At 26.5% G+C, this 26438-nt stretch carries 22 protein-coding genes, 2 pseudogenes and 1 CRISPR repeat array; of the genes and pseudogenes, 19 read left to right on the top strand and 5 right to left on the bottom strand.

The genetic code is table 11. The features are described from left to right. Positions 1-12 precede the first annotated feature (12 nt). The 7 genes and pseudogenes from cas3 to NSA50_RS06815 all read left to right on the top strand — a co-directional run bounded on the left by cas3 (position 13) and on the right by NSA50_RS06815 (position 12117). Positions 13-2292: a CRISPR-associated helicase Cas3' gene (gene cas3, locus NSA50_RS06785; protein WP_257443971.1), complete on the top strand. Its 2280-nt coding sequence runs from the start codon at positions 13-15 to the stop codon at positions 2290-2292. A 48-nt stretch (positions 2293-2340) separates the two neighbouring features. Beyond that, a pseudogene (gene cas4 / locus NSA50_RS06790) lies at positions 2341-2810 on the top strand (CRISPR-associated protein Cas4). Between the two features lie 17 nt (positions 2811-2827). Continuing rightward, the gene (gene cas1b / locus NSA50_RS06795; RefSeq protein WP_257443973.1) at positions 2828-3820 is read left to right on the top strand and encodes a type I-B CRISPR-associated endonuclease Cas1b; all 993 of its coding nucleotides are present in this window, start codon (positions 2828-2830) and stop codon (positions 3818-3820) included. 13 nt (positions 3821-3833) lie between these two features. After that, positions 3834-4112: a CRISPR-associated endonuclease Cas2 gene (cas2, locus tag NSA50_RS06800; RefSeq protein WP_257443975.1), complete on the top strand. Its 279-nt coding sequence runs from the start codon at positions 3834-3836 to the stop codon at positions 4110-4112. A gap of 178 nt (positions 4113-4290) precedes the next feature. Continuing rightward, positions 4291-5373: a CRISPR direct-repeat array (repeat unit 30 nt; unit sequence ATATTAGTAGCACCATATTGGAATGTAAAT). Between the two features lie 553 nt (positions 5374-5926). Next, positions 5927-7849, top strand: a complete 1923-nt coding sequence (locus NSA50_RS06805; protein ID WP_195429545.1) for an OPT family oligopeptide transporter — start codon at positions 5927-5929, stop codon at positions 7847-7849. Between the two features lie 739 nt (positions 7850-8588). Then, on the top strand, positions 8589-10325 hold the full coding sequence (locus NSA50_RS06810; protein ID WP_257443978.1) for an ABC transporter ATP-binding protein: 1737 nt from the start codon (positions 8589-8591) through the stop codon (positions 10323-10325). A gap of 1 nt (position 10326) precedes the next feature. Further along, positions 10327-12117 (top strand): ABC transporter ATP-binding protein, encoded by a 1791-nt coding sequence (locus tag NSA50_RS06815; protein ID WP_257443980.1) that lies wholly within the window; start codon positions 10327-10329, stop codon positions 12115-12117. A gap of 211 nt (positions 12118-12328) precedes the next feature. Here NSA50_RS06815 and NSA50_RS06820 read toward each other — a convergent pair whose 3' ends face one another. Beyond that, positions 12329-12526 carry a hypothetical protein gene (locus tag NSA50_RS06820; RefSeq protein ID WP_257443982.1) on the bottom strand — a complete coding sequence of 66 codons (198 nt, stop codon included), beginning with the start codon at positions 12524-12526 and terminating at the stop codon, positions 12329-12331. A 298-nt stretch (positions 12527-12824) separates the two neighbouring features. Here NSA50_RS06820 and NSA50_RS06825 point away from each other — a divergent pair, with 298 nt between their 5' ends. The 3 genes from NSA50_RS06825 (at position 12825) to NSA50_RS06835 (ending at position 15398) form a co-directional block, all read left to right on the top strand. Then, positions 12825-13652: an alpha/beta hydrolase gene (locus NSA50_RS06825; RefSeq protein ID WP_257443984.1), complete on the top strand. Its 828-nt coding sequence runs from the start codon at positions 12825-12827 to the stop codon at positions 13650-13652. Positions 13653-13986: 334 nt separating this feature from the next. After that, complete coding sequence (locus NSA50_RS06830; protein WP_257443986.1) at positions 13987-14523, top strand: MarR family winged helix-turn-helix transcriptional regulator; 537 nt, start codon at positions 13987-13989, stop codon at positions 14521-14523. Positions 14524-14759: 236 nt separating this feature from the next. Next, entirely contained in the window at positions 14760-15398 is a 639-nt protein-coding gene (locus tag NSA50_RS06835; protein ID WP_195263415.1) for a nitroreductase family protein, read from the top strand. Between the two features lie 59 nt (positions 15399-15457). On the opposite strand, the gene NSA50_RS06840 is transcribed toward NSA50_RS06835, so the two are convergent. From NSA50_RS06840 to NSA50_RS06855, 3 genes and pseudogenes are all read right to left on the bottom strand, one after another. Continuing rightward, on the bottom strand, positions 15458-16111 hold the full coding sequence (locus NSA50_RS06840; protein ID WP_257443988.1) for a pentapeptide repeat-containing protein: 654 nt from the start codon (positions 16109-16111) through the stop codon (positions 15458-15460). A gap of 139 nt (positions 16112-16250) precedes the next feature. Continuing rightward, a pseudogene (locus NSA50_RS06845) lies at positions 16251-17071 on the bottom strand (Cof-type HAD-IIB family hydrolase). Positions 17072-17312: 241 nt separating this feature from the next. Then, the gene (locus NSA50_RS06855) at positions 17313-17648 is read right to left on the bottom strand and encodes a winged helix-turn-helix transcriptional regulator (protein WP_257443992.1); all 336 of its coding nucleotides are present in this window, start codon (positions 17646-17648) and stop codon (positions 17313-17315) included. A gap of 137 nt (positions 17649-17785) precedes the next feature. Here NSA50_RS06855 and NSA50_RS06860 point away from each other — a divergent pair, with 137 nt between their 5' ends. From NSA50_RS06860 to NSA50_RS06875, 4 genes are all read left to right on the top strand, one after another. After that, the gene (locus NSA50_RS06860; RefSeq protein WP_257443994.1) at positions 17786-18190 is read left to right on the top strand and encodes a pyridoxamine 5'-phosphate oxidase family protein; all 405 of its coding nucleotides are present in this window, start codon (positions 17786-17788) and stop codon (positions 18188-18190) included. A gap of 279 nt (positions 18191-18469) precedes the next feature. Continuing rightward, positions 18470-20176 carry a WD40/YVTN/BNR-like repeat-containing protein gene (locus NSA50_RS06865; protein ID WP_257443996.1) on the top strand — a complete coding sequence of 569 codons (1707 nt, stop codon included), beginning with the start codon at positions 18470-18472 and terminating at the stop codon, positions 20174-20176. A 72-nt stretch (positions 20177-20248) separates the two neighbouring features. Continuing rightward, positions 20249-21265, top strand: a complete 1017-nt coding sequence (locus NSA50_RS06870; RefSeq protein WP_195429566.1) for an oxidoreductase — start codon at positions 20249-20251, stop codon at positions 21263-21265. A gap of 141 nt (positions 21266-21406) precedes the next feature. Next, complete coding sequence (locus tag NSA50_RS06875; RefSeq protein WP_257443998.1) at positions 21407-22117, top strand: SDR family oxidoreductase; 711 nt, start codon at positions 21407-21409, stop codon at positions 22115-22117. 423 nt (positions 22118-22540) lie between these two features. On the opposite strand, the gene NSA50_RS06880 is transcribed toward NSA50_RS06875, so the two are convergent. Then, the gene (locus NSA50_RS06880; RefSeq protein ID WP_195263423.1) at positions 22541-23005 is read right to left on the bottom strand and encodes a GreA/GreB family elongation factor; all 465 of its coding nucleotides are present in this window, start codon (positions 23003-23005) and stop codon (positions 22541-22543) included. 257 nt (positions 23006-23262) lie between these two features. Here NSA50_RS06880 and NSA50_RS06885 point away from each other — a divergent pair, with 257 nt between their 5' ends. The 5 genes from NSA50_RS06885 to NSA50_RS06905 all read left to right on the top strand — a co-directional run bounded on the left by NSA50_RS06885 (position 23263) and on the right by NSA50_RS06905 (position 26379). Next, positions 23263-23964, top strand: a complete 702-nt coding sequence (locus NSA50_RS06885; RefSeq protein WP_257444001.1) for a hypothetical protein — start codon at positions 23263-23265, stop codon at positions 23962-23964. Between the two features lie 234 nt (positions 23965-24198). Beyond that, a complete protein-coding gene (locus NSA50_RS06890; protein ID WP_195263425.1) occupies positions 24199-24966 on the top strand; it encodes an SDR family NAD(P)-dependent oxidoreductase in 768 nt (255 codons plus the stop codon). 278 nt (positions 24967-25244) lie between these two features. After that, the gene (locus NSA50_RS06895; RefSeq protein ID WP_195263426.1) at positions 25245-25787 is read left to right on the top strand and encodes a cysteine hydrolase family protein; all 543 of its coding nucleotides are present in this window, start codon (positions 25245-25247) and stop codon (positions 25785-25787) included. 16 nt (positions 25788-25803) lie between these two features. Beyond that, a complete protein-coding gene (locus NSA50_RS06900) occupies positions 25804-26025 on the top strand; it encodes a hypothetical protein (protein WP_195263427.1) in 222 nt (73 codons plus the stop codon). 72 nt (positions 26026-26097) lie between these two features. Beyond that, positions 26098-26379: a hypothetical protein gene (locus NSA50_RS06905; RefSeq protein ID WP_374940967.1), complete on the top strand. Its 282-nt coding sequence runs from the start codon at positions 26098-26100 to the stop codon at positions 26377-26379. The last annotated feature ends 59 nt before the right edge of the window (positions 26380-26438 follow it).

Here is a 26438-nt window from a genome sequence, read left to right on the forward strand (position 1 = left end):
AGGAGAGGTTCTATGGAGGAAAAATTAGATATATTAGATAAGGGTACATTAGAATTAATACAGAAATATATGGCGAAGCCAGATAAAACAATAAAACAACATACTCTAGATTTACTTGATAATTTATATGTGCTCGAGGGATTAGGATATATACACAAAGGTAAGTTGTTTAAATTAGTAGAAAAAGCATGCATATACCATGATTTAGGAAAACTTAATTGTGAATTTCAATATAGGGTTACTGGAAAAAGCAAAAGATTTGATGACTCTAAGGAGGTTGCTCATAATGTATTATCATTATACTTTATTGACAGTAAAAGTTTTGAAAATTTTGAAGACTATTTAAAAGTTGCTCATAGTGTATTAAATCATCATAACTATTGTAATAATTTTGATGAAATAAGTGAAAAAGAGGAATTAATACGAAATTTATTGAAAGATTTTAAAACTTATAAAGTAAAGAGAAAAATAAAGCCTAAGCTTAAATGTATAGTAGAAAATAATGAAAGCATAAAAATAAAGGGATACTTACACAAATGTGATTATAGTGCAAGTTCAGGAGATAAAATAGAGTATCCAAATAACTTTTTAGAGGATTCACTTTATGGGTTATTGGAAAAGTGGAAAAATAATAATAGTGAAGCTTCTTGGAATAAACTTCAAAAGTTTTGTATAGAAAATAGAAATGAAAATATAATAGCTATAGCACAAACAGGTATGGGAAAAACTGAGGCAGGATTGCTATGGATAGGTAATAATAAGGGCTTTTTTGTATTACCTATTAGAACTGCTATAAATGCAATATACGATAGGGCAAGAAAGGATATATTAGATAATAAATTAATAGATGAAAGAATATCAATACTTCATTCTAGCGCATTAGAATATTATATAAAAAATATTGAAAATGATAATGTTGAAAAAGAAGAAATTGATTTGCTTAATTATCATAAAGTAGGGAAACAGCTATCAATACCGTTAAATATATCTACAATGGATCAATTATTTGATTTTGTATATAAATATCAAGGTTACGAATTAAAAGCTACCACGTTATCTTACTCAAAAATAGTTATAGATGAAGTTCAAGCGTATGGGCCAGACTTGTTAGCATATTTAATATGTGGGTTAGAAAAAATCGTTGAATTAGGTGGTAAAGTAGCTATACTTACAGCTACTTTACCACCGTTTATAAAAGACTTATTAATGAAAAATATAAGATTTAAGGAAAATGAAGTCCCTTTTACTAATAATACCAAAAGACATAATTTAAAAGTACTAAATGGAAGAATAAATAGTGAAGATATTTACAATAAGTATAGTGAAAATAAAAGATTAGATAAAAATAATAAGATATTAGTAGTAACTAATACAATAAAAGAAGCTCAAAAACTTTATGAGCAGATAAAAGATTTAGTTCCTCAAAAAGAAATTCATATATTACACAGTAAATTTATAAGAAAAGATAGGCTAGAAAAAGAAGGAGAAATTATAGAGTTTGGCAGAACCTTTGATGAAAATAAAAATATAGATAAACGAAATGGCATATGGATATCAACATCAATAGTTGAAGCTAGTTTAGATATAGATTTTGATTATTTATTTACAGAGCTACAGGATTTAAACTCATTATTTCAAAGGCTAGGAAGATGTAACAGAAAAGGTAAAAAGGATAGTAGTAATTATAATTGCTATATTTATACAGAAATTGATAATGCAAATTTAACTAATGGAGATAAAGGATTTATTGATAAAAGGTTATACGAATTATCAAGAGAGGCAATAATTTCATATGATGGGCCAATATCAGAACAAGAAAAAATAAAATTTATAGAAACATATCTTACAACTGAAAAGCTTAAGGGAAGTGATTATATGAGGGAATATAAAAAGATATATGATTATATAAAAATAGTTCCACCATATGAGTTTGAGATAGAAAAAATAGATTTAAGAAATATTTTATCAGAAGAAATAATTCCAAGTCCTGTTTATGAAAAATATTTAGAAGAAATAGAAGAAATAGAGAATAAGCTATTACATGGAAATCTTAGTCCTTATGAAAGGATAAGGTTAAAAGATGAAATAAGAAAATTTACATTATCAATACATCTAAATGATGTTAAAAATTATGAGAGAGCAATGGCAAGTGGTCAGGCTATAAATTTTAAAAAGGTTTGTTTAAGTAAATATAAAAATGACTATATAAGGGTTATAGAGTGTGAATATGATGAGGTTGGATATAAAAAGATTAAGTATGATGAAGTGAGAAGAAGCACTAATATATGGTGATAGAGTATTTTGAGAGGTATGAAAATGAAAAAAGAAATTACTGGAGTAATGGTATATTACTATGAAGTTTGCAAAAGAAAACTATGGTATTTTTATAATGAAATACAAATGGAGCAAGGTAATGAAAGTGTTGAGATAGGTAAAGCAATAGATGAAGAAACTTATAAGAGAGATAAAAAACACATAAATATAGATAACATAATAAATATAGATTTCATAAGATCTAAAGGCGTATTACATGAAGTTAAAAAAAGCAAAAAATAGAAGAAGCAAGTATATTGCAAGTAAAATACTATTTATATTTTCTTAGCAAAAGAGGGGTGGAAAATATAAAAGCAAAAATAGATTATCCATTGCTTAAACAAAGTATAGATGTAGAGATAACAGACGAAGATATTATTATGATAGAAAAAATATTAGAGGAGATACAAAAAATAGTTGCATTTATAAATCCTCCTCCCTTAGAAAAAAAGAGAATATGTAAGTCTTGTGCGTACTATGATTTATGTTTTATATAAAAGGAGGATGAGAATTTATGAAAAGAAGTTATTATATTTATAACAATGGTGAACTAAAAAGAAAAGATAACTCTATAGCATTTATAGATGAAGAAGGTGAGAGGAGATATATTCCCATAGAGACAGTAAATGAAATTTATGTTATGTCTGAAATGAATTTTAATACAAGTTTAATAAATTTCTTATCGCAATATGATGTATTGATACATTTCTTTAATTACTATAGTTTTTATACTGGAAGTTTTCAGCCAAGAGAAAAGCTTGTATCAGGAAATTTACTAGTTAATCAAGTAGCTCATTATACAGATGAAAAGAAAAGGTTAGAAATAGCGAAAAAATTTATAGATGGAGCAAGTTATAATATATATAGAAATTTAAGATACTATAATGGAAGAGGTAAAGATGTACAAATATATATGGATAAAATAGAAACCTTAAGAAAAGGAATATACACTAGCGAAAACATAAATGAGTTAATGGGATATGAAGGAAATATAAGAAAAGTATATTATGAGGCTTGGAATATAATTATAGACCAAAAGATAGATTTTGTTAAAAGAGTGAAAAATCCACCAGATAATATGATAAATACATTAATATCATTTGTAAATACATTGGTTTACACAAAAGTCTTAGGAGCTATATATCATACACAACTAAATCCTACAGTTAGTTATCTTCATGAGCCAGGAGTTAGAAGGTTTTCGTTAAGTTTAGATATAGCAGAAATATTTAAACCCATATTAGCAGATAGACTTATATTTTCACTTTTAAATAAAAAACAGATAACTGAAAAAAGTTTTACTAAAGAATTAAATTACTTACATCTTACAAAAGAGGCATCAAAAATAATAGTAGGAGAATTAGATCAGAGGCTACAGACAACTATAAAACATAAAGATTTAAATAAAAGTGTATCATATGAATATTTAATGAGGCTTGAATGTTATAAACTTATAAAGCATTTATTAGGAGAGAAAGATTATGATCCATTTAAAATATGGTGGTAGGGGTGAGATTTAAATGTATGTTATATTAGTTTATGATATAAAAAGTGATGATGATGGACAGAGAGTTTTAAATAAGACTTTTAAAACATGTAAAAAATACTTATCTCATATACAAAACTCAGTATTTGAAGGGGAGTTAGCAGAGTCACAAATAATTAAGCTAAAATATGAATTAGATGGTATAATAAGAAAGGATAAAGATTCTATAATATTATTTAAAAGTAGAAATGAAAGATGGTTATCTAAAGATATGTGGGGTAAAAAAGAGGATAAGACTAGCAATTTTATTTAATTGTCGATCTAAGATAATGTTAAAATATAGGGAAGTAGACAATGATAGTAATATTAAGAGATTAGAGAAATATTTTATATAATTTATGTAGTTTATATTAGTAATATAATTTTATTATTAGTAGATAGACAAAAATGACCCGTAGACATAAGTAATAGTGTAGATTGTCGGAGAACGGATATTAGTAGCACCATATTGGAATGTAAATCCGAATACATAAGTATATGGAATTAAAATATCTTCATATTAGTAGCACCATATTGGAATGTAAATAGATACTTTATTATTTGTTTCCTCTTCAAATTGTTTATATTAGTAGCACCATATTGGAATGTAAATACACTATTTATATAAGAGTTTAATACTCTTTCTTCATATTAGTAGCACCATATTGGAATGTAAATTTGATGTAATGATGATTAGTTTAGGTGAAAGATTCATATTAGTAGCACCATATTGGAATGTAAATTTCAATCTTACTAATAGATCTGTAAGAGTTTATGGAATATTAGTAGCACCATATTGGAATGTAAATTTAGTATCTTGTTATAATATGGATATATTTTATATAATATTAGTAGCACCATATTGGAATGTAAATAAATAACACAAATTCATCAAAAAATCAACCCCTTTCATATTAGTAGCACCATATTGGAATGTAAATATTTTTTATGACTTAGCAGATAAATTACTTATAGATGATATTAGTAGCACCATATTGGAATGTAAATTATAGATACAGATAAAGAAGAATGTATAAGAAGGGCATATTAGTAGCACCATATTGGAATGTAAATGAAACTGTAGCAACAGGAACAAGTTTGACTGGATGTAATATTAGTAGCACCATATTGGAATGTAAATGAAGGAATACACACAGTTAATGAAAAAGGCTTTGAAATATTAGTAGCACCATATTGGAATGTAAATGAGATGGAAAGGTTACTACAATATGAATTTAGTGGAATATTAGTAGCACCATATTGGAATGTAAATCTAAAGTTTTATGTATGAGACAAGATGACCCTAATAATATTAGTAGCACCATATTGGAATGTAAATTTTACAAGCTGGTTTTCTAAAGTTTGCAGTTGGGCCATATTAGTAGCACCATATTGGAATGTAAATTATGTATATATAGAAGAAGATGAGATTGAATTAAGTATATTAGTAGCACCATATTGGAATGTAAATTATATTGAAACATGTGGATATGGAAATATATTTGATATTAGTAGCACCATATTGGAATAGATAGTAGGAAGTTTACATGAAAATAAAAATATCAACTCCAATTTTTGTATGAATCACTTATATTTTATGAAAAACTATGTTAAATGAATATTATTGATTATATTAGCTAACTAATAATATATTTTAATAAATTTACTAAAAATCAAGTTTATGCAAAAGCAAAGGAAATGATAATAGCAGGAGAGTCTTGGGATAAAATAATGGAAGAAACAAGATTAAGACAAAAGGATTTAAAAAGAATACAAATGACAGAAATAGATCCTAAGTTCTAAAAAATTTAAACATTATTAAAAAATATATATGGTCTAGAAGAAGTGGATTATTGTAATCTGCTTCTATTTTTTATAAAAATAATATTACTATATATACTTTTAATAAATAAGCTGTAATATTATTCTAAGATTTTTATATTATGCAAAAAAAATGCTTTCCTTTTTCATATATTTTTGGCATAATATAAAGGTATTTATAAAAAAAATATGTCTAATTATGTTAAACTGAAAAATGGATATACTAACTATATAATAATAAATACAATAAAAAGAAGGAGAGTACGTATGAAGAAAAAATTGTCTAAAGAAGCTTATGGTGGCGTACATGGTAAAGATTATGTACCATACATAACAGATAAGTCGAAGAGTGGAACAAACCTATCTGTTATAATAATAGGAATAGTATTGTCTGCTGTATTTGCAGCATCAACTGCTTATTCTGGAATGAAGTCAGGATTAACTGTTGCGGCAGGAATACCAGGGGCTATAATAGGTTCAATGCTTATAGGAGCTTTTGCTCGTAATAAAGGTATTCTTGGAAAAAATATAACACAAGGTATGGCAAGTGGTGGAGAGTCTGTAGCTAGTGGTATGATTTATGTATTACCTTCAATTATCTTAATAGGAAGTAATATTACATTCTTAGAAGGATTAATTGTAGGTGTAGGTGGAGTTCTATTTGGAATGGGATGTCTATCTTTAGTTTATAAATATCTAATAGTAGAAGAGCATGGAAAACTTATGTATCCAGAATCTATGGCTATATCTGAAACACTTATTGCTTCAGAAGGTGATGGGGATGCTATAAAGTTCATGGGAATTGGATTTGTAATAAGTGGTATTATAAATGTATTAACAGGATCATTTTTAAACATTATAAACAACAGTATAACTTATGTAGGAAGTAAATTTTATAAATGGAAGTTTTCTACTGAAGTAAATCCACTTTTACTAGGTATAGGCTTTATAGTTGGATTAGAAGTATCACTAACTATGTTTGCAGGTTCAATATTAGCTAATTTTGGTGTTTCACCATTAATAGGATATTTTACTGATATGGCAGCAAATAATATGCATTCTTGGAATGATGCTTCATTATTACTTAACCAAATGGATGTAAATGCGATATCAGGAAGTTACGTTAAGTACATAGGTGCTGGAATGATGCTTTGTGGAGGTTTAATAGGAGCTATTAAACTTATACCAACTATAGTTGTTTCAATTAAAGAAACATTAAAAGCAAAATCAGGCAAAGATAGTAACTCAGAAAGTGATTCAAGTGAAATAATAATACTTTTAGCAGGTAGCATTATTGCATTTATAGCTGCATTTATGATATCTCAAAGTATTAAGATGGCTATAATAGCTGTTATTGTTTCTTTATTATTATCTTTACTTTTTGTAATAGTTTCTGGACGTTTAACAGGTACAATAGGAACATCAAACCTTCCTGTATCAGGTATGACAATTGCTTCATTAGTTATATTAACATTAGTTTTTGTTATAATGGGATGGAGTAGCCAAGCGGATAATAAATCATTGCTTTTATTTGCAGCATTTATGGTTGTTGCAATATCTGTAGCTGGAGGATACAGTCAATCTCAAAAAGTATCTTACATAATAGGTGGAAGTAAAAAAGAAATGCAAAATAGCTTTTTAATTTCAAGTATAGTAGGTGTTGTTGTTGTTACAGGAACAATAAAGATACTATCAGAACAATTAGCAGTTACTGGTGCAGATGCACAATTTGCATTACCACAAGCTAATTTAATGGCTACATTAACATCAGGTATTATGTCAGGTGATTTACCTTGGCCTATGATACTTGTAGGTATTGTTATGGCATTATTCTTATTCTTACTAAATCTACCAATAATGACAATAGCAATTGGATTCTACTTACCTATATCAACAACTTCAATAATATTAGTTGGAGCATTAATTCGTGTGTTTGTTGAAAAGATGAGTAAGAACGAAAAAGAAAAAGAAGCTAAAGTTGCAAATGGAATAAGCTTATCTTCAGGGCTTGTTGCAGGAGGTTCAATAATAGGACTAGTAGGAATAATCTTACAAGTAACAGGTTTAATAACTCCTAAAACTCCAGTTGGATTTGCTTCTGGTAATATGATGGCTATAATATTATTAGTTATTTTAGTTATAGCTACTACAGTACCAATTATGAAATCAAAGGTTAGTAAAACAGAATAATAACTATTAGAAATTATATTTATATTTTTAATAGTTTAGATTAAGAAATATAAATTAATATAAAAGAGGCTATCTAATTAACGGATATAAAACCATTAATTATGATAGCCTTTTTTATTTTATATAAAATGAAATGAAAGATATAATAAAAGAATATATTTAATATAGATTGCAGTGGTATAATAAAAAATGATTAATATTTTCTTTTAAGTATTTAAACCTTAATGAAGATAAGGTTGAGTTATAGTTAAATTAAATATAAAAAAGTTATAACAAAGAAAAAAGTATTTAAAAGCAACAAAATATATTGACAAAATTTACAAATAGGAATATGATGGTAAAGTAATAAAGTAAAAATATAAAAAGGAGGTAGGAAAATGTCAAACATTATGTTTAATTTAGAAATGTTATTTAAAGATAATAAAAGTAAATATATTAAAGACTATATTAATAATCCTATCTCATTGTGTAAGTTTATATGTAGGTGATTTATACAATATTACTTTATAAAAGTATATATTCGTTAAAAATATAAGAATATTACTTGAATTTATATAAAGATAATTAGGGCCAAGGGTTATTACTCCTGGCTTTTTATTTTGTTTAAAATTATAAAAACATATAAGTAAAAGGTCATGGGTAACTGTGGCCTTTTTGTCTTTTTAAGAAGGAGAGAGGGGTGTATGTATAACAAATAATCAAAAATAATATTAGTAATGAATTAAAGGGGGAAAATTTTATGACTAGAGTACTAAAATATGTTTCAAAATACAAGTCGATGCTAATAATTGGAACATTATCTATGCTTGCAGTAATTGGGGTAGATTTATTTATACCATACTTGCAACAAATCTTTATAGATGATGGAGTTATAGCAGGAAACAACAATATAATAATTAAAGTTTTGTTAGGAATGCTATTAATTACAATAATAAAAGCTATTTTTGGATATTTAAAAGAATTTCTTTATGATCTTTTAAGTGTAAGAGTTCATGAAGATATAAAAAATGATTTATTTAATCATATTCAAAAATTAGAATTTAAGTATTTTGATAATATGAATACTGGTGAGCTAATGTCAAGAATAGGAGAAGATGTAGAAAATATATGGCAAACTATAGGGTTTGGACTTAGATTGTTTATAGAAAATATAATATACTTTGTAGTTTCTACAGTTATCTTATTCAAATTAAATTTTACCTTAGCTTTAGCTTGCTTTATCATAATGATACCAATAGGTTTTATAGCAATAAAGTTAGAAAATAAATTTGGGAAATCTTATGAAGAGATAAGTGATCAAACGGCTAAGATTAATACAACAGCTCAAGAAAATATAGCAGGGGTAAGATTAGTAAAGGCATTTTCAAGGGAAAAATATGAAATAACTAAATTTTTAAAGATGAATAGAAGTTACTATGATTTAAACATGAAACAAGCTAAAATAATCGGTGACTTTTTTCCACCAATAGAATTTTTAACAAATATATCATTGGTTATAATGATAGTTTTTGGTGGATATCTTGTTATGAAAGAAAATATTACTATAGGAGTTCTAGTAGCATTTAGTGGGTATATTTGGAATCTTATATGGCCAATGAGAATGTTAGGAGAATTAATAGATTTACTTTCTAGAAATAGTGCTTCAGCTAAAAAGATATTTGAAATAATGGATAGAGAACCTGAAATTAAAAGTAAAGAAAAAAGCTATAAAAATGATGACTTAAAAGGAGATATAACCTTTAATAACGTTAGCTTTAAATATAATGATGAATATGTTTTAAAGAATATAAATTTAGATATTAAATCTGGAGATACAGTAGCTATAATGGGAACTACAGGTTCAGGTAAATCAACTTTAATTAATTTGATAGGAAGATATTATGATTTAAGTGAAGGAAATATAAAAATAGATAATGTAGATATAAAAGATTATGATTTAGACTTTTTAAGAAAAAATATGTCTATTGTTCCACAAGATACATTTTTATTTTCAGATTCAATAATTAACAATATAAAATTTAGTAATGAAAATGCACAAACAAAAGAAGTTGAAAAAGCAGCTTCATTAGCATGTGCCTTAGATTTTATAGAAGAACTAGAAGAAGGTTTATATACAGAAATAGGAGAAAGAGGACTTGGTTTATCAGGAGGACAAAAACAAAGAATATCAATAGCTAGAGCATTAGTAAGAAACTCTAAAGTATTAATATTAGATGATTCTACATCTGCATTAGATATGGAAACAGAACATGAATTATTAAAAAATCTATCAAAAAGAGATGTAAAGAGCACAACTTTTATTATAGCTCATAGAATTTCTGCTGTAAAAAATGCAGATATAATAATCTATTTAGAAAATGGTGAAATAAAAGAAAAGGGAACCCATGAAGAACTATTAAAGCTTAAGGGAAAGTATTTTGATATTTATTGCAACCAATTTAAAGACTTTAATGAAATAGAAGAGGAGGTGGTTTAAGATGGAAAATACAAATTTAATAAAAAAAGATGAAGAAGTAATAAGAAGAAGTAAAAGCGAAATAACAGTAAAGCTTTTAGAATATCTTAAACCTTATAAATTTAAATCCTTTATAGTTATATTACTTATGATATTTGTTATGATATCTTCAATAGTTAATCCATTGCTTTTAAAGATAGCAATAGATAAGTATGTAGTAAATAAGGATGTAAAAGGATTGATTTTAATAGGAATAATACTAATAGTATTAAATTTACTTGCATGGGGTTTATCAAAAATTAGATGGAATATGATAACTTCAATAACTAATAATATTTTAGTTAATATAAGGCATGAATTATATAGCCATATACAATACTTATCATTTGATTTTTTTGATGGAAGACCAGTTGGGAAAATACTTTCAAGAGTAGTTTCAGATGTTAATTCATTAAAAAATTTATTTTCTCAAAGTATTCAATCTCTTATACCACAATTATTAAATCTTTTATGTGTAGCTATTATTATGTTTTTTCTTAACTATAAACTAGCTTTAGCCTCAGTAGCATTACTACCAGTACTTGGTATAGCTATGTTTTGTATTGAAATATATTCAAGAAGAAGATGGGAAATTTATAGAAATAAGAGGTCAAACTTGAATGGTTTTACTCATGAAGATTTTTCAGGAATAAAAATAGTTCAAGGGTTTGCTAAAGAAAAAGGAACAGAAAATAATTTTAAATCAATGGTAAAGGAATTAAGTAATTCTTTTGTAAGAGCTGTTATGTTAAATGATTTCTTTTGGCCACTTGTAGAATTATCATGGGGAGCTGGTACTTTAATAGTATTTGCAGTTGGATATAAATTAGTTATAAATAATGAAATACAAATAGGAACATTAATAGCATTTTCAATGTATGTAGGAATGTTTTGGAGACCTATAATGAATCTTTCAAGTTTTTATAATACTTTAATCACAAACTTTTCAGCAGCAGATAGAATATTTGATATTTTAGATATGAAGCCAGTAATAAAAAATGAAGAAAATGCAAAGAAAATAGGAAAGATTCAAGGTATTGTAGAATTTAAAGATGTTAATTTTTCTTATGATGAAAATACAAAAGTTTTAAAAGATATAAACTTCAAAGTTAATAAAGGTGAAAAAATAGCATTAGTTGGAGCAACTGGTGCAGGAAAAACAACTATAGTTTCTTTATTAAGTAGATTTTATGATCCTACATCTGGAGAAGTTTTAGTGGATGGAAAGAATATAAAAAATGTAGATTTAGAATCTTTAAGAAGTCAAATGGGAATAATGCTTCAAGATACATTTTTATTTTCAACAACTATAATGGAAAATATAAGATATGGAAGATTGGATGCAACTGATGAAGAAGTTATAAATGCAGCAAAGGCAGTTAATGCTCATGAATTTATTTTAAAATTAGAAAATGGATATAACACAGAAGTAAATGAAAGAGGTACAAGATTATCTTTAGGACAAAGGCAGTTAGTATCATTTGCAAGAGCATTACTTGCAAATCCTAGAATATTAATATTAGATGAAGCAACATCTAATATAGATACAGAAACAGAAAAATTAGTACAAGAAGGAATAGAAAAACTGCTTCATGGAAGAACTTCCTTTGTTGTAGCACATAGATTATCTACCATAAGAGATTGTGACAAAATTATGGTTATAAATGATGGAAGAATAGAAGAAGTGGGTAGCCATAATGAGTTGCTAAATAATAAAGGTAGCTACTATGACTTATACATGACACAGTATAAATTCTTAAATGAAGGAGCATAAGAAAGATAATTAAAAATTTAGGCTCTGTTTTAAATTGCTATTGATAATGGAAAGTATAAAGTGGATAAATAAATTTATCCACTTTTAATTCGTAATAGTTTAAAATTTAGTACATAAAGATTCTATTGGATTACCTTAAATAATTATAATTAATTTAAATTTGCTCTCTACAGATTTTAAATAAACACTAATAACCACCTTAGAGTATACTTTATTTTTGTGAAATTTTCTTAATGCATAACACTCCAACTAATATTCCAATTGTCAAAAAGCATATAAAACTTGAACAAAAAGGTATTAAGTAATCTAAAATAGACCCATTCCTTGTAAACACATTTGATAATTTGGGAATAAGTATGATGAATATTAAATCAATAATAAAAATAGTTATAACCTTATTTTTTCCCATCTGAAATCCCCCCTAATAATTCATATTTTAATACAATTACGCAATAATATATATTTTAATTATACATTTATTTGAAATATAATTCTACAAGAAATGGAAATAATGTATCCTTAATTTTACATTTCCTGTGATAGTCTCTTATTTTAAATTAAAGCTGTATAAATATATTTATGTAATTAAAGGCGTAAGGTCAATAAAAGAATTATTATTAATATAAAATATATACATTTAAAAAATAAAGTAAAAGATATATAATTAATATGAAAATAAAATAGATATTATAAAAGGGGAGTTAGAGATGATATATGAGAAAATAAATCTAAGGGATATTTCAAGTAAATTAAAAGATAGCAATGCTATAATGAGTACTTATATTCCAGAAAATAGTGAAGAAATTAATATAAATAAGAAAAGAGAAACTATAATTATATGCCCAGGAGGGGGATATGTAGGAACATCTGATAGAGAAGCGGAACCAGTTGCATTTAAATTTATTGCAGAAGGGTTCAATGTGGTTGTCTTAAGATATAGTGTTGCTCCAAATAAATTTCCTAAAGCATTAACAGAACTTGCAGCTACTGTTAATTATATTCGTAGTAAAGGTGAAGAGTGGAATGTTGATAGTAATAAGATTATAGTATGTGGATTTTCAGCAGGTGGACATCTTGCAGGAAGTTTAGGAGTTTTATGGGATAATAAAATTTTAGAGGAAACTTTAGGATTAAGCAAAGATGATATAAAACCAAATGCAATGATACTTTGTTATCCAGTTATAACTAGTGGTGAATTTGCTCATAAAGGTTCTTTTGATAATTTATTAGGAGAAAATACAAGTGAAGGTGAAAGAGAAAAACTTTCTTTAGAAAAATTAGTATCAAAAAATACACCTAAAACATTCTTATGGCACACTTTTGATGATGGAGCAGTTCCAGTACAAAACTCTTTATTTTTTGCAAATTCATTAGCAGCTAATAATGTACCTTTTGAACTTCATATATATCCAAGCGGTGTACATGGATTAAGTCTTTGTGAAGAACTTACTGCTATGAATGGGCAAAGTGAACACATCAATGATCATGTATCTACTTGGTTTAATTTAGCAGTAGAATGGATTAAAAAACTTTAAAATTAGTTATAAATTGAGAATTAAACATAATGATATGTATTAACTTGTAGTTTCTCATTATAATAAAATCTCCAATTTAATGCATATCATTAATGAGGCTAATTCCTAATTTAACTGTGTAAAGTGGCAGAATATAAGTTATCGTAGCATTTATATTCGTAATTTATAATTATTATTTTTGTTTATCTGTTGAACATATATTTTATTTAAGATATTTTAAAAATACAAAAATAGTTAGGAACCTAAATATTTTTGTTAACATTTATGGAAATAGTAGCATATACTAAAATTAGTTAGGTACCTAAGTAATTTAAAATAGTTTGGAGGAATTAAAATGACAGATAAAAATTCAAGTGAATTATATGATGCTATGCAAAAGTTAAATAGATATATGCACAGAAGTAGACATAAAGCAATGAAATCAAAAGATGGGATTCATCATGGGAAAATGAGATTATTAGCTTTAATTTCAGAAAATGATGGAATTATACAAAGAGATTTAGCAGAAATGATTGATATGAGACCATCATCAATGACAGAAATGCTTTCTAGTTTAGAAAAGAATTCATTAATTAAACGTGAGCAAGATGAAAAGGATCGTAGAATTATGCATGTTTATTTAACTGAAGCTGGAAAGACATCATTAGAAGAAGTTGAAAATATAAATGATAATTTATCAAATTCAATATTTAATTGCTTAACTGTTGAAGAAAAAGAAAAAATGTTAGGTATTATAAATAAAGTAAATAAGAATCTTGAATCACTAAATAATATAGGTGAGGATGATGACAATTGTGGAGAGGGGCATCATGGACATAGTTGCCATCATAGAAAATGTGGAGCAGGAAGATGTCACCATCATCATGGATAAAAGAAAATTTATTATAGTTTAGTAAAAATAACTATAGATGGAATTATAAAATACTATTGTAGGAGATTGTGGAATTAAGTTATCAGAAAGAGAAAAGCAACTTATATCTATTGCTAGAGTAATTTTAAAATTTAATGCGTATTTAATAAGAGTAGTATGTATCCTAAAAAGTTGACGTGAAATGCCTTTTTATTTATAATTTCAGTAGTATTAAAGTTTATAAGGAGAAATAGCTAATGACAAACTTGGATTTTATTTATAATCGTAAAAGTATAAGACAGTTTAAGGACATACCAGTAAAAAAGGAAGATATATTAGAAATAATAAAGGCTGGGACTTATGCACCATCTCCAAAGCATCAACAAAACTGGCACTTTGTTGTATTACAGAATAAAGAAGTAATAGATGAAGTAGCTAATATAGTTACTAAAAGCCATGAAAGAATTGGACAACTTGCAAAAAATGAAAAAGATTTTAAAAGACATATGAGTGTAATAAACTATTATACATGTTTTAAAAATGCACCTGTTGTGATATTAGTATATGGTAGTGAATATAAAATGATAGAATATAAGATATTAAAAGAAAATAATGCACCAAAAGAAGTTTTAGATGTATTATTATCACCACAATCAGCAGCTCAAGGAATAGGAGCAGCAGTGGAAAATATATTGCTTGCAGCAACAGAAATGGGATATGGAACTTGTTACATGACAGGACCTACACATGCAAAAAGTGAAATTGAAAGTTTAATTAACTTTAATAAAGATGGTTACGAGCTTATGTCTATGGTCGCTTTAGGTGTACCTGAGGATAATACTCCAAAACAGCCACCACGTAAAGCATTAGAAGAAGTTGTAACATTTATAGATTAATCACAAAGGGGCTAACGAAACGCGAGCCCCTTTTAAAAAAAATTATTATTTAAGATTTATTATTTTTCAGATTCTGGCATATTTTTAATAAGTTTTATTATATAACTTAGAGTATAAAAATCTCTATCTAATTCATTAGTAATATAATTTAACCCTTTAATTAATGTTTCTTCATTAAAGTTTTCTAAAAGAATCATAATGTTTAAGTAATTAAGATCCCCATCTTTTGTGTCTAGAATTCTTGAAGCTTTTATGTATTTATTATTGAAAGTATTAAAAGCTGCATTTTTAAGTTCTTCACTTATTTCTATTTTAGGCATTTCATCAAAAATTCTTATTTCAGGATTATTAATATCTAAATTTTTAGCTTTACTTATATCTGTTGATACAAATATAGTATTTATAAATTTTGCATCTTTAAAGTCAACATCTTGTAATTTAACGGAGTCAAATATGGTGTTTTCAAAAATTGCATTTTTAAAATTACTCTTTCTAAAATTTGTTCCTATAAATTCAGACCATTTAAAACTACATTTCATAAAGCTAGATGATTTAAAGTGTGCTCCTCTAAAATTTACATAATCAAAGTTTGAACCAGCAAAATTACAGTTATAACAATTACTTTTTTCAAGATTTTGATACATAAAGTTCTTATCTTTCTTTTCTATATTATTATAATGAAAATTTCTTTTTGTGTTTTGGTTTACAGCCATTATTGCCTCCATCTTAATCCATTTGGATAAATTAAATTGTATTTTAGATTTATTTAGTCTAGTTAATATTATCATACTGGTGAGATTATTACTAATAAATAATGTAGATATATGGTTACTTTAAACATCAGGCATATTATTATACATATTTTCTTATTGCTTTAGCGACACCTGCATTTGTATTAGATTCTGTAATAAATGTTGCAGCTTCTTTAACTTTATCAATAGCATTTCCCATTGCAACCCCAACTTCAGCAAACTCAATCATAGAAAGATCATTTTCACTATCACCAATACACATAACTTCACTTCTATCTAAGGATAAATATTTTGTAAGATATTTTACAGCCTCTCCCTTAGAACTACCTTTTTTCATAATCTCAAAATTATCATTCCAAGAAGAAACTATTTCTAAGTTAGGACATTTTTCTTTAAGTTCCTCTTTAGCTTTTAATAACTTAGCAGTGTCATTTTTTTCTATGCAGACTCCTTTTAAAATTTGACCATCATATAATTTATAAATATCATGAATATTATTTAAAACCTCTAATTTAATTTTATCTTCTTCCTTAAGTGTTTTATTTAATATTTTATAAATATTATTTTCAGGTAAATCTTCCATAGAAACAATTCCAAAATTAGCTGTTAAATATGAAAATAAATTATATTTTTTAGAAATTTCTAGGAAACTTTCAGCATCATCAATATTTAAAGGGTTATTATATATTTCTTTTCCATCACTACCACCAATAAATGCACCATTAGAAGCAATAATAGGCGTAGTTAATCCTATTAAGTCTGAATAAAGCTTAGCACAGTTATAAACCCTTCCTGTAGTAATTGCAACATGAACACCTTTCTTTATGCATATTTAATTGCATTTTTATCTTCCTCTGAAACATTATGTTGATCCATTAAAAGTGTTCCATCCATGTCAATGCATATAAGTTTAATACTCATAATAAAACCTTCTTCCTAAGTGAAATAATATAGTTATTATAGACTTTTCTTGTTTAAACTAGAAATAGGTATTTTAAATGTTAATCATAAAATAAGTTTATATATTAATAGTATGCCATAATAGAAGTTTATTTAAATAATGATCTTGAAAATTCAAAATTTGAAGTTTTGATACCGATAAGAAAGAAATAGAGATTAAATAAGCAAAGGGAGTCGCGTTTCGCGACCCCGTTTCTAGTTATTAGGTATCCACATTTTTAAAGTAATTAATTTTATAGTCAGCCCCCCATTCAAGCATAGAATCTAATATAGGTTTTAAACTATGTCCAAGTTCTGTTAAAGTATATTCAACTCTTGGTGGAACTTCAGCGTAAACTTTTCTGATTAATAGCCCACTTTCTTCCATTGAGCGGAGGTTTGAAGTTAGAACTTTTTGGGTTATAGTACCTAAAGATTTTTTTAATTCCCCAAATCTTTTTGTTCCAGTAAGTAAATCACGTATAATCAATACCTTCCACTTATCTCCAATAAGTTGTAGTGTAACTTCAACAGGACAAGCCGGTAGTTCTTTATTCATATAATGTACATCCCCCTTCAATAGTATCTAAATAGATACTATAGCACTTTCAAGTGCTTACTATACAATTGATATTATTGAATTTATTATTATATTGCAAGGAAAAATTATAATAAATTAATGGGGGGTAATTTAAGATGAATGAAGTAGTAGAATTTTTAAAAGAAAATCCAGTTCAATATTTTGCAACTGTAGGTTTAGATGGAAAGGCGAAAGTACGTCCATTTCAATTTATGATTGAAAAGGAAGGAAAGCTATATTTTTGTACAAATAATAAAAAGGATGTGTTTAATGAAATTAAGAATAATCCTTATGTAGAAGTATGCGCATCAAGCCCTAAATTTGAGTGGCTTAGACTAAATGGGAAAGTAGTATTTTCAAATGATTTAGATATAAAAAGGGAAGTTATAGAATCTAGCAGCCTTGTTAAATCCTTATATAAAAATGCTGAAAATCCAATTTTTGAAATATTTTATCTTCAAGAAGTTAAGGCTGTAATATCAGATTTTTCAGGAAATCCACCAAGAGAATATAATTTATAAAATTATATAAATAGTAATAAAAGCTCCTTAATCATATTTTAATATATGTTTTAAGGAGCTTTTTTGATTTTTATAATATTTAATGATTAGTATGAATTTGAAAGATTAATTATTATATGATTATTTTAATATTATCAGTATTTTGAAGATAAGCAATTACAATCTGAAGTTGATAGTAAGGAGACAAGCGTGGATTTAAAATATAAAATTTATTTAAGTTATAGATAATAGTGTATAATTTATCTATATTAATAATATTTAAGAAGGAGGAAAATTTAAATGAAAAAGTATAAAGCAATAATAATGTTTAGAACATTTTTATCAATGATAATTAATCCAATATTTGTAATAGTATATTTGATATCACTATATGAATTTTATACTTTGTGTAGATTTGGAAGAGTTGATCATAATATTACACTTTTAAAAATATGTATGATATTCTTTTTGTCATGTATTATATATTTAATTGACATGACTAGGCGGAGATACATGATTTCTTCAGGGCGTATTATAGATAATTATATATTTTACAGTGATAGTATAATAATTTTAAAAGATACAGAAATAAGATTTGATTTTGAAGAAATTAAATTGTTTAAAATAAATAATAAATATGCTTATATAGAATTTAAAAATAGAGAAATTTTAGTTTTAAATATGAGGAATAAGACTCCTTATGAAATAAAAAATATAAGGGACTCCATAAATAATTATGTAAGTACATTGAATAAATCTTCTTTAAAAACAATTTGGACATATATAGCAATAATTATTATAGTTATTACAACATTATTTTATGGGGCAAAAATATATCATAGTGCAACCAACTTTAGAGGAAAACTTTCATGGGTTTTATATGATTTAGGTCATAAAAAAGAAATAAAACTAGAACATAATAATATTTATGAAGATGGTATAGAAGGCCTATTTAATGATATTAATGACAAGCTTCATATGCCAGAAACTTTATATCTTTCTGATGACTTTAGTCTTGAGTTTGATTCGGAAGGAACAATTCAGTCTTTTTATTGCTTTCTTTATGGAAAGAATGATAAAGATGAATTAGAAAGTTATTTAATTTCGTATGACAGTAATAAGTCTAAAAAGATAAGTATATCTTTAAATGGATATGTTAATGCAGATTTTAATGAGGATAAGCTTCTAGAACCATTAATTAAAACATTGAAAGTTATTCCGATTAAAGATACAGTAAGTAAATGGAATGAAAATAAGTTTGGAATTCTTTATTATGGAAAAAGAAGCTTTGGTTTTAATAAAGAAGGGGTTGTTTATATAGATAAAGAGGGTAATACAAAGTCACCAGATGAAATATCTTCTGAAATAATAGGCTATACAGTTTCTGTATATGTTCCAGGAAAAGAGGATATTTATACTCCTATTAGATATAACTTAGTGGAAGAGTTAAATAATATAAAAGGCGATAAGCTAAATAAAACTGAAAATAGAAAACCTGTGAGTACAGCAAATAGTGAAGATAAAGAATTCTATTTATCCGACAGTACTGGATATAAATTAAGAGTTGTTGGGGCAGCAGCAGGTAGTAGATTTTATTCTTTAGAAGGAACTAAGGATGGGGGAGCTACATGGGATATTATAAATGAAGATCCATTTAAGGGAAGAGGTGGAGGAGCATCAGGAGTAGCCTTTATAAATGAGAAGCTTGGCTTTATAGCTTTATCACATAGTGGTGGTAGTTATGGTGAACTATATCGTACTGAAGATGGAGGTTTATCTTTTGAAGTAATAGATATTCCTAAGATAGAGGTAACTCTTGATAATGGAAGTGTTATTTCTCCATTTGATTTTCCTGAAATGCCTTATGAAGAAAATGGAGTTTTAAATGTATTAGTTGGTCAAGGTGCTGATGGAGATTATAATGGGAATTCTAGTGCATTATATCAATCAAAGGATGATGGAATAACATGGGAATATATTGAGGAAGTTAAGAAATCAAGAGAATAAATAATAAAAATATAGAAGTTTCTAAAAAAATGATATAATTTAAATAAAATATAAATTTTACGGAGGAGAAATATGCTTACAATTGGTTATATAGGAAATGGTAAAAGTACTAATAGATATCATTTACCATTTGTTTTACAAAGAAAAAATATAAATATAAAGACAATATATCAAAGAAATCCCAAAAATGAAGCTTGGGATAGAATAGAAGGAGTAAATTATACATCTGACCTAGATGAATTATTAAATGATAAAGATATACAATTAATCGTAGTTTGTACAAGGCAAGATAGTCATTATAATTACGCAAAATTAGTATTGGAGCATAACAAGCATTGTTTAGTTGAAAAGCCATTTATGAAAACTTATGATGAAGCAAAAGAAATATTTGACTTAGCAAAGGAAAAAGGGCTAATAGTTCAAGCATATCAAAATAGAAGGTTTGATAGTGACTTTTTAACAGTTCAAAAGGTAATAGAAGAAGGTAAGCTTGGGGATTTGCTAGAGCTTGAGATGCATTTTGATTATTATCGTCCAGAGGTGCCAGAATCAACTAATAGTTTTTCACCTTATGATTCATATTTATATGGTCATGCTTGTCATACATTAGATCAAGTTATAAGTTATTTTGGAGAACCAGATAAAATTAATTATGATGTTAGACAATTACTAGGAACAGGTAGAATGAATGACTATTTTGATTTGGATTTATATTATGGAGTATTAAAAGTATCTGTTAAATCTAGTTACTTTAGAATAAAAGAAAGACCTAGCTTTGTTTTATATGGTAAAAAAGGATGCTTTGTAAAAGAAACTAAAGATAGACAAGAAGAGCATTTAAAGATGTTTTATATGCCAACAAATAAGGATTTTGGAGTTGATACCTTTAATCATTATGGAACATTAACATATATGGATGATGAAGGAACAATCCATGAGGAAAAAGTTAAATCTGTTAATGGTGATTATGGAAGAGTATATGATGATTTATATGAAGCAATAGTAAATAATAAAGATAAAACTATAACAGATGAGCAAACTTTACTGCAACTAAAAATATTAGAAGAGGGAATTAAGAATTTAAAGTAAGATAATATTGTAGATATCTTTAAATACATTAGATTAAAGATATCTTTTACTTTAAATTTTATAGTATACATTCAGATAAATATGTGAATATATGGCTTTGAAGTTGTGAACTTATAAGTTAGTATGGAGGTGTATGGTTATATGAAAGTTACATTAATTACAGGAGCAGCAAAAGGAATAGGATACCACTTAGCAGAAGGTTTTGCTGATAAAGGATTTAAAGTAATTGCAGTAGATATTTTAGATGCTAAATATAATAATGAAAATATTGAATTTTATAAAGCAGATTTAAAAAATGAAAATGAAATAAAAGATGTTTTTGCTAAAGCAATTGAAAAATATGGAGCTATTCATATATTGATAAATAATGGAGCGATAAGTTCATATAGTAAATCAATATTTGATATTAACATAGAAGAATTCGATAATGTTATAAATACAAATTTAAGGGGAAGCTTTATTTGTTGCAAAGAATTTGTGAAAGCAAATAAGGGTCAAAGCTTTGGAAGAATTATAAATATAGCTTCAACTAGATATAATCAAAATGAATCAGATTGGGAAGCATATGGAGCATCAAAAGGTGGAATTGTTTCCTTAACTAATAGTTTAGTTATATCTTTATCAAATACACCGATAACTGTAAATGCTATAAGCCCTGGATGGATACAAGTAGATAATTATGAATATCTTAGAGAAATAGACCATAAACAACATCCATCAGGTAGGGTAGGAAAGCCAAGTGATATATTAAGAACATGTTTGTTTTTATGTGAAGAAGAAAATGATTTTATAAATGGAGCAAATATTATCATAGATGGTGGAATGACAAAAAAGATGATTTATGAAGAATAATTGTTATAAATTGCGACTTAAACATAATGATATGCATTAACTTTCCGATTTTTATATAATATCGAATACAATTCTAAATTTAAGATATCTAAGATGACTAAATTTTTATAACTCGCTGCGCTCAAACAATAAAAATTCTTAACGCCATCTTAGATATCTTAAATAAGAGTTGTAGTTTCTCATTATAATAAAATCTCCAATTTAATACATATCATTAATGAGGCTAATTCTTAATTTAACTGTGTAAAGTGGCAGAATATAAGTTGGCGAAGATAAATAGACTGTGGAATAAGCATATAGCGAGCAATTAGAAGTACTTGGCGAAGGAAGAACTACTAGGCCTTAGTTTTGCTTAACTATTTAGCTTATGGAACATATCTATTTATCGTAGCCTTTATATTTGTGCTACAGGCACTTTTGCTATTATAAAATTTCTAATATTTCAACTGTATATTTATCTTCAGGAGCTTCAACTTCAACAATATCTCCAACTTTCTTGCCTTTTAAAGCTAACCCAAGGTCTGATTCTATGCTTATGCACATATTTTCAGGGTCTGAATCCATAACAGTAACTAAAGTTATAACATCTTCAAAATCGTCTTCTATAAACTTAATTTTAGCTTTACTATTTATTCCTAAAGCAGATTTATCAATTTCTTCATCATCTATAACAGTTGCTGTTGAAATCATGTTTAATAAGTATTGAATTCTATTATCATTTTCTCTATAGTTTGCACAAGCCTCTTTATACTCTGCATTTTCTGATCTATCACCATGTGCAGCGGCTATTGCTTTTTCTTTTGCAATTTCAGCTCTTTTTACTGTCATTCTATATTCTAATTCTTCTCTTAATTTTTTTATATTTTCTTCAGTTAGCGTATTATTCATAAAACTAAACCCCTCTCAATAGATATCATGTTAATATTATATAATATATAGAAAAAAATAAAAGATTTTTTATATAAAAGCTATAGCAAGTAATATAAGGTAACTTATCAAAAATAAATTTGATTCATTTACTATAATTTTTATTTATAATATGGATACTTAAGTTAATACAAAATATAATAACAGTATTACTAAGTTAATAAGCATTAACACAAAAGAAATAATATAGTATATAAATAGTTTTAAGGAGGATAAAAATGAATAAGAAGTTATCTACAATAATTGCTTCTATAGTTTCTGTTTTAATTATATTTATAGTTACAGTTATATCCCTTAATAAAATCAATAAAAACAAAAGTGAAAATATTAATAAGGATAATAATGAGATAAATAATATGGCAGAAACAGAAAATAAAAATGAAAATGAAATATTAAATTTTATAAGTTCAATATCTGGACTTCAAGCTAATAATATAGAAGTGATAAATAATCCAATAGGAGTTAAGGGAGAATTATTTGCTTCAGAAGAAACTATATTAAATGGAGTGGATTATTTTTTAGAAAAAACTAATAACGAAAAAATGAAGGATGTTAAAATAAAAATAGAGGATGAATATATCAGCATTTATGTAAATTATGAAATTTCAAATGACTTAAAAACACCAATTGAAGTAAAGATTAAGCCAAGTGTTAATAGTGATGAAGATTTGGTAATAACAATAGATGAAGTAAAGTGCTTAGATTTAAGAATATCAAATTGGATAGTTAATTTAGTTTTAAAAAGTTTTGTGAAAGATTGGTTTCCTGAAGATGGAGAAGTAAATGTAGAGTTTGATAAAGGAGATGCAATAGTATATAAGGATAATTTTAAAGGAATTAATTTGAAATCAATTTCTTTAGAAGAAAATGGGCTTAAAATAAATGCCATTATAGATTTAAAACATATTATTAATAAATAAGATTAAAATTGAGATGTTGTTTAGGTTTAATTTCACATTATAGGTTTTTTATTAAAGGGCTGTTTGTAACAGCTCTTATTTTATTTGTGTGTAAGTTGCTTTCTGTATTGATTGAATTGATACTAAATAAAAAAAGAAATATTTACATAAACTATAAGGAATACTTTTATATAAAGAACTTTATAATTAAATGTACAAATAAATTAGTACATTAAAAATATGGGAGGTATAAATATGTTTGATTTAAAGGGAAAAATTGCAGTAGTTACTGGTGCATCAAGTGGACTGGGAAGGGATGCAGCAATAGCATATGCTAAAGAAGGTGCAAATGTTTGTGTTTTAGCAAGAAGAGTTGAAAAAATAGAAAGTTTAGCAAAAGAAATAGAAGCTTTAGGAGTAGAATCCATTGCAGTTAAATGTGATGTCACTAATGAAGAGGAAGTGAAAGCTGCAATAGAAGCTGTAATTAATAAATTTGGAAGAATTGATATATTATTAAATAATGCAGGAATCGCAGTACGTGGTGGTGTAGATACCCTTAGCGAAGAAGATTGGGATAAGAGTATGGATACTAACGTGAAAGGTATTTACTTAGTTAGTAAATATGTTATTCCAGTTATGAAAAAGCAAAATTACGGAAAAGTAGTTAACGTTAGCTCAATAAATGCACTATTAGCAGATAAAGCGGATGTATTTATTAGACATTCTTATAATGCATCTAAAGCAGCAGTTTTAGGATTGTCAAAAGGTATGGCTGCATCTTATGCTCAGTTTGGTATAACAGTGAATTCTGTTTGCCCAGGGTTATTTGAATCTGAAATGACTGAAGATACTTTATTTAAATCACAAGAATTTTTAAAGAGTTATAATACACTTTGTCCAGCATCTAGACCTGCAAAAAAAGGTGAGTTGAATGGAACTATTTTATATTTTTCTTCTGATGCATCAAGTTATGTAACAGGACAACATATTGTGGTAGATGGAGGGCTATCAATAGTTTAAAGTAGATAGAAATATTTTTAATTAAATAATTAAGAAATGAAAGAATGAAAAAATTAAGGTGAAAATCTTTATGGATTTTAGAATAAATAATGCTTTACACAAATAATCTCCCCATATTTTTTATAATTTAGTTTAGAATATTCTTCAAGAGATTGAAAATGAAATAGAGAAATATATTTATTATTAAGTTATTATGATAAAATAATAGTATTAAATTAATAGTAAGGATAGATATAACAACACTTGAAAATAATAATAAAATTGGGGAGGAATTTAAGATGAAAAAATTATTAGTAGTTATTGATTATCAAAAGGATTTTGTTGATGGGGCATTGGGATTTGAGAAAGCTATATCTTTAGAAAATGGAATTTATAATAAAGTAAATGAATATATAAAGGAGAATAACAAGGTGTTATTCACTTATGATACTCATTTAGATAATTATCTAGATACTAGGGAAGGAAAAAACTTGCCAGTTGTTCATTGTATAAAAGGTACTAAAGGTCATGAATTATATGGTAGGTTAAAAGAGTTCTCAAATAGAGAAAATACGATTCATTACGAAAAATACGGATTTGGAATGGCACCAAGTGATATGATTAAACTTGCAAACGAAATAGGTGAGGATATTACTGAAATAGAGATAGTTGGAGTAGTTACTAATATATGTGTAATAAGCAATGTAGTGATGTTCCAATCACAATTTAGAAATGCAGAAGTAGTAGTTGATGGAAGTCTTTGTGCTAGCTTTGATGAATCATTGCATGAAAAGACTTTAGATGTAATAGAAGGATTACAAGGTAAGGTAATAAATAGATAAAAATGATAGTATAAAAATGACTAATAAACTTATTAATTTGATAAGGGTATTAGTTATTTTTATATTATCATATAAAGACATACAAAAAGTTGATAGTGCAGAAAATATTATTTCTTGGAATGCAGATAAGTGGAAGCATATAGCAACTTCTAAAATGTTCGAATTATTCTCACTTTTTGGTGACTACTATGGTACAGTTGCACCTATAGGTGAATATCATAGTCATGAAAGGAGTTGATAAAAAATGTCTTTGGAAAGAATTGATTATTACAGAGACTTACAACCATTACACGATAAATGTAAAAGGCTTATGTCTTTTCACGTTATTATTACACTGACAGATGGAAGTACAATTGACGGAATTATTGAGGATGTAGATAGAGATCGTGTTATAGTGTTAGTTGGAGAAGATGTTATGGAACCAGAAGATGAAAATGAATCTAATCAACAACGACAATTCCCAGGTGTCGGTCGTCCAAGAAGATTTAGACGTTTTAGGAGGAAAGGTTTTCCACTTGGAAATTTAGCTGCATTGGCTCTATTAGGATATCCTTATTTTGTCCCACCATTTCCATTTTTCTATACTTTCTAGACTTATCAGAGAAAATACTTAATAAGAAACAATAATTAGAATTAGAAGCACATAGGTAT

Origin of the sequence: Clostridium mucosae, assembly GCF_024622765.1 — a bacterium.
Lineage (GTDB): Bacteria > Bacillota > Clostridia > Clostridiales > Clostridiaceae > Clostridium.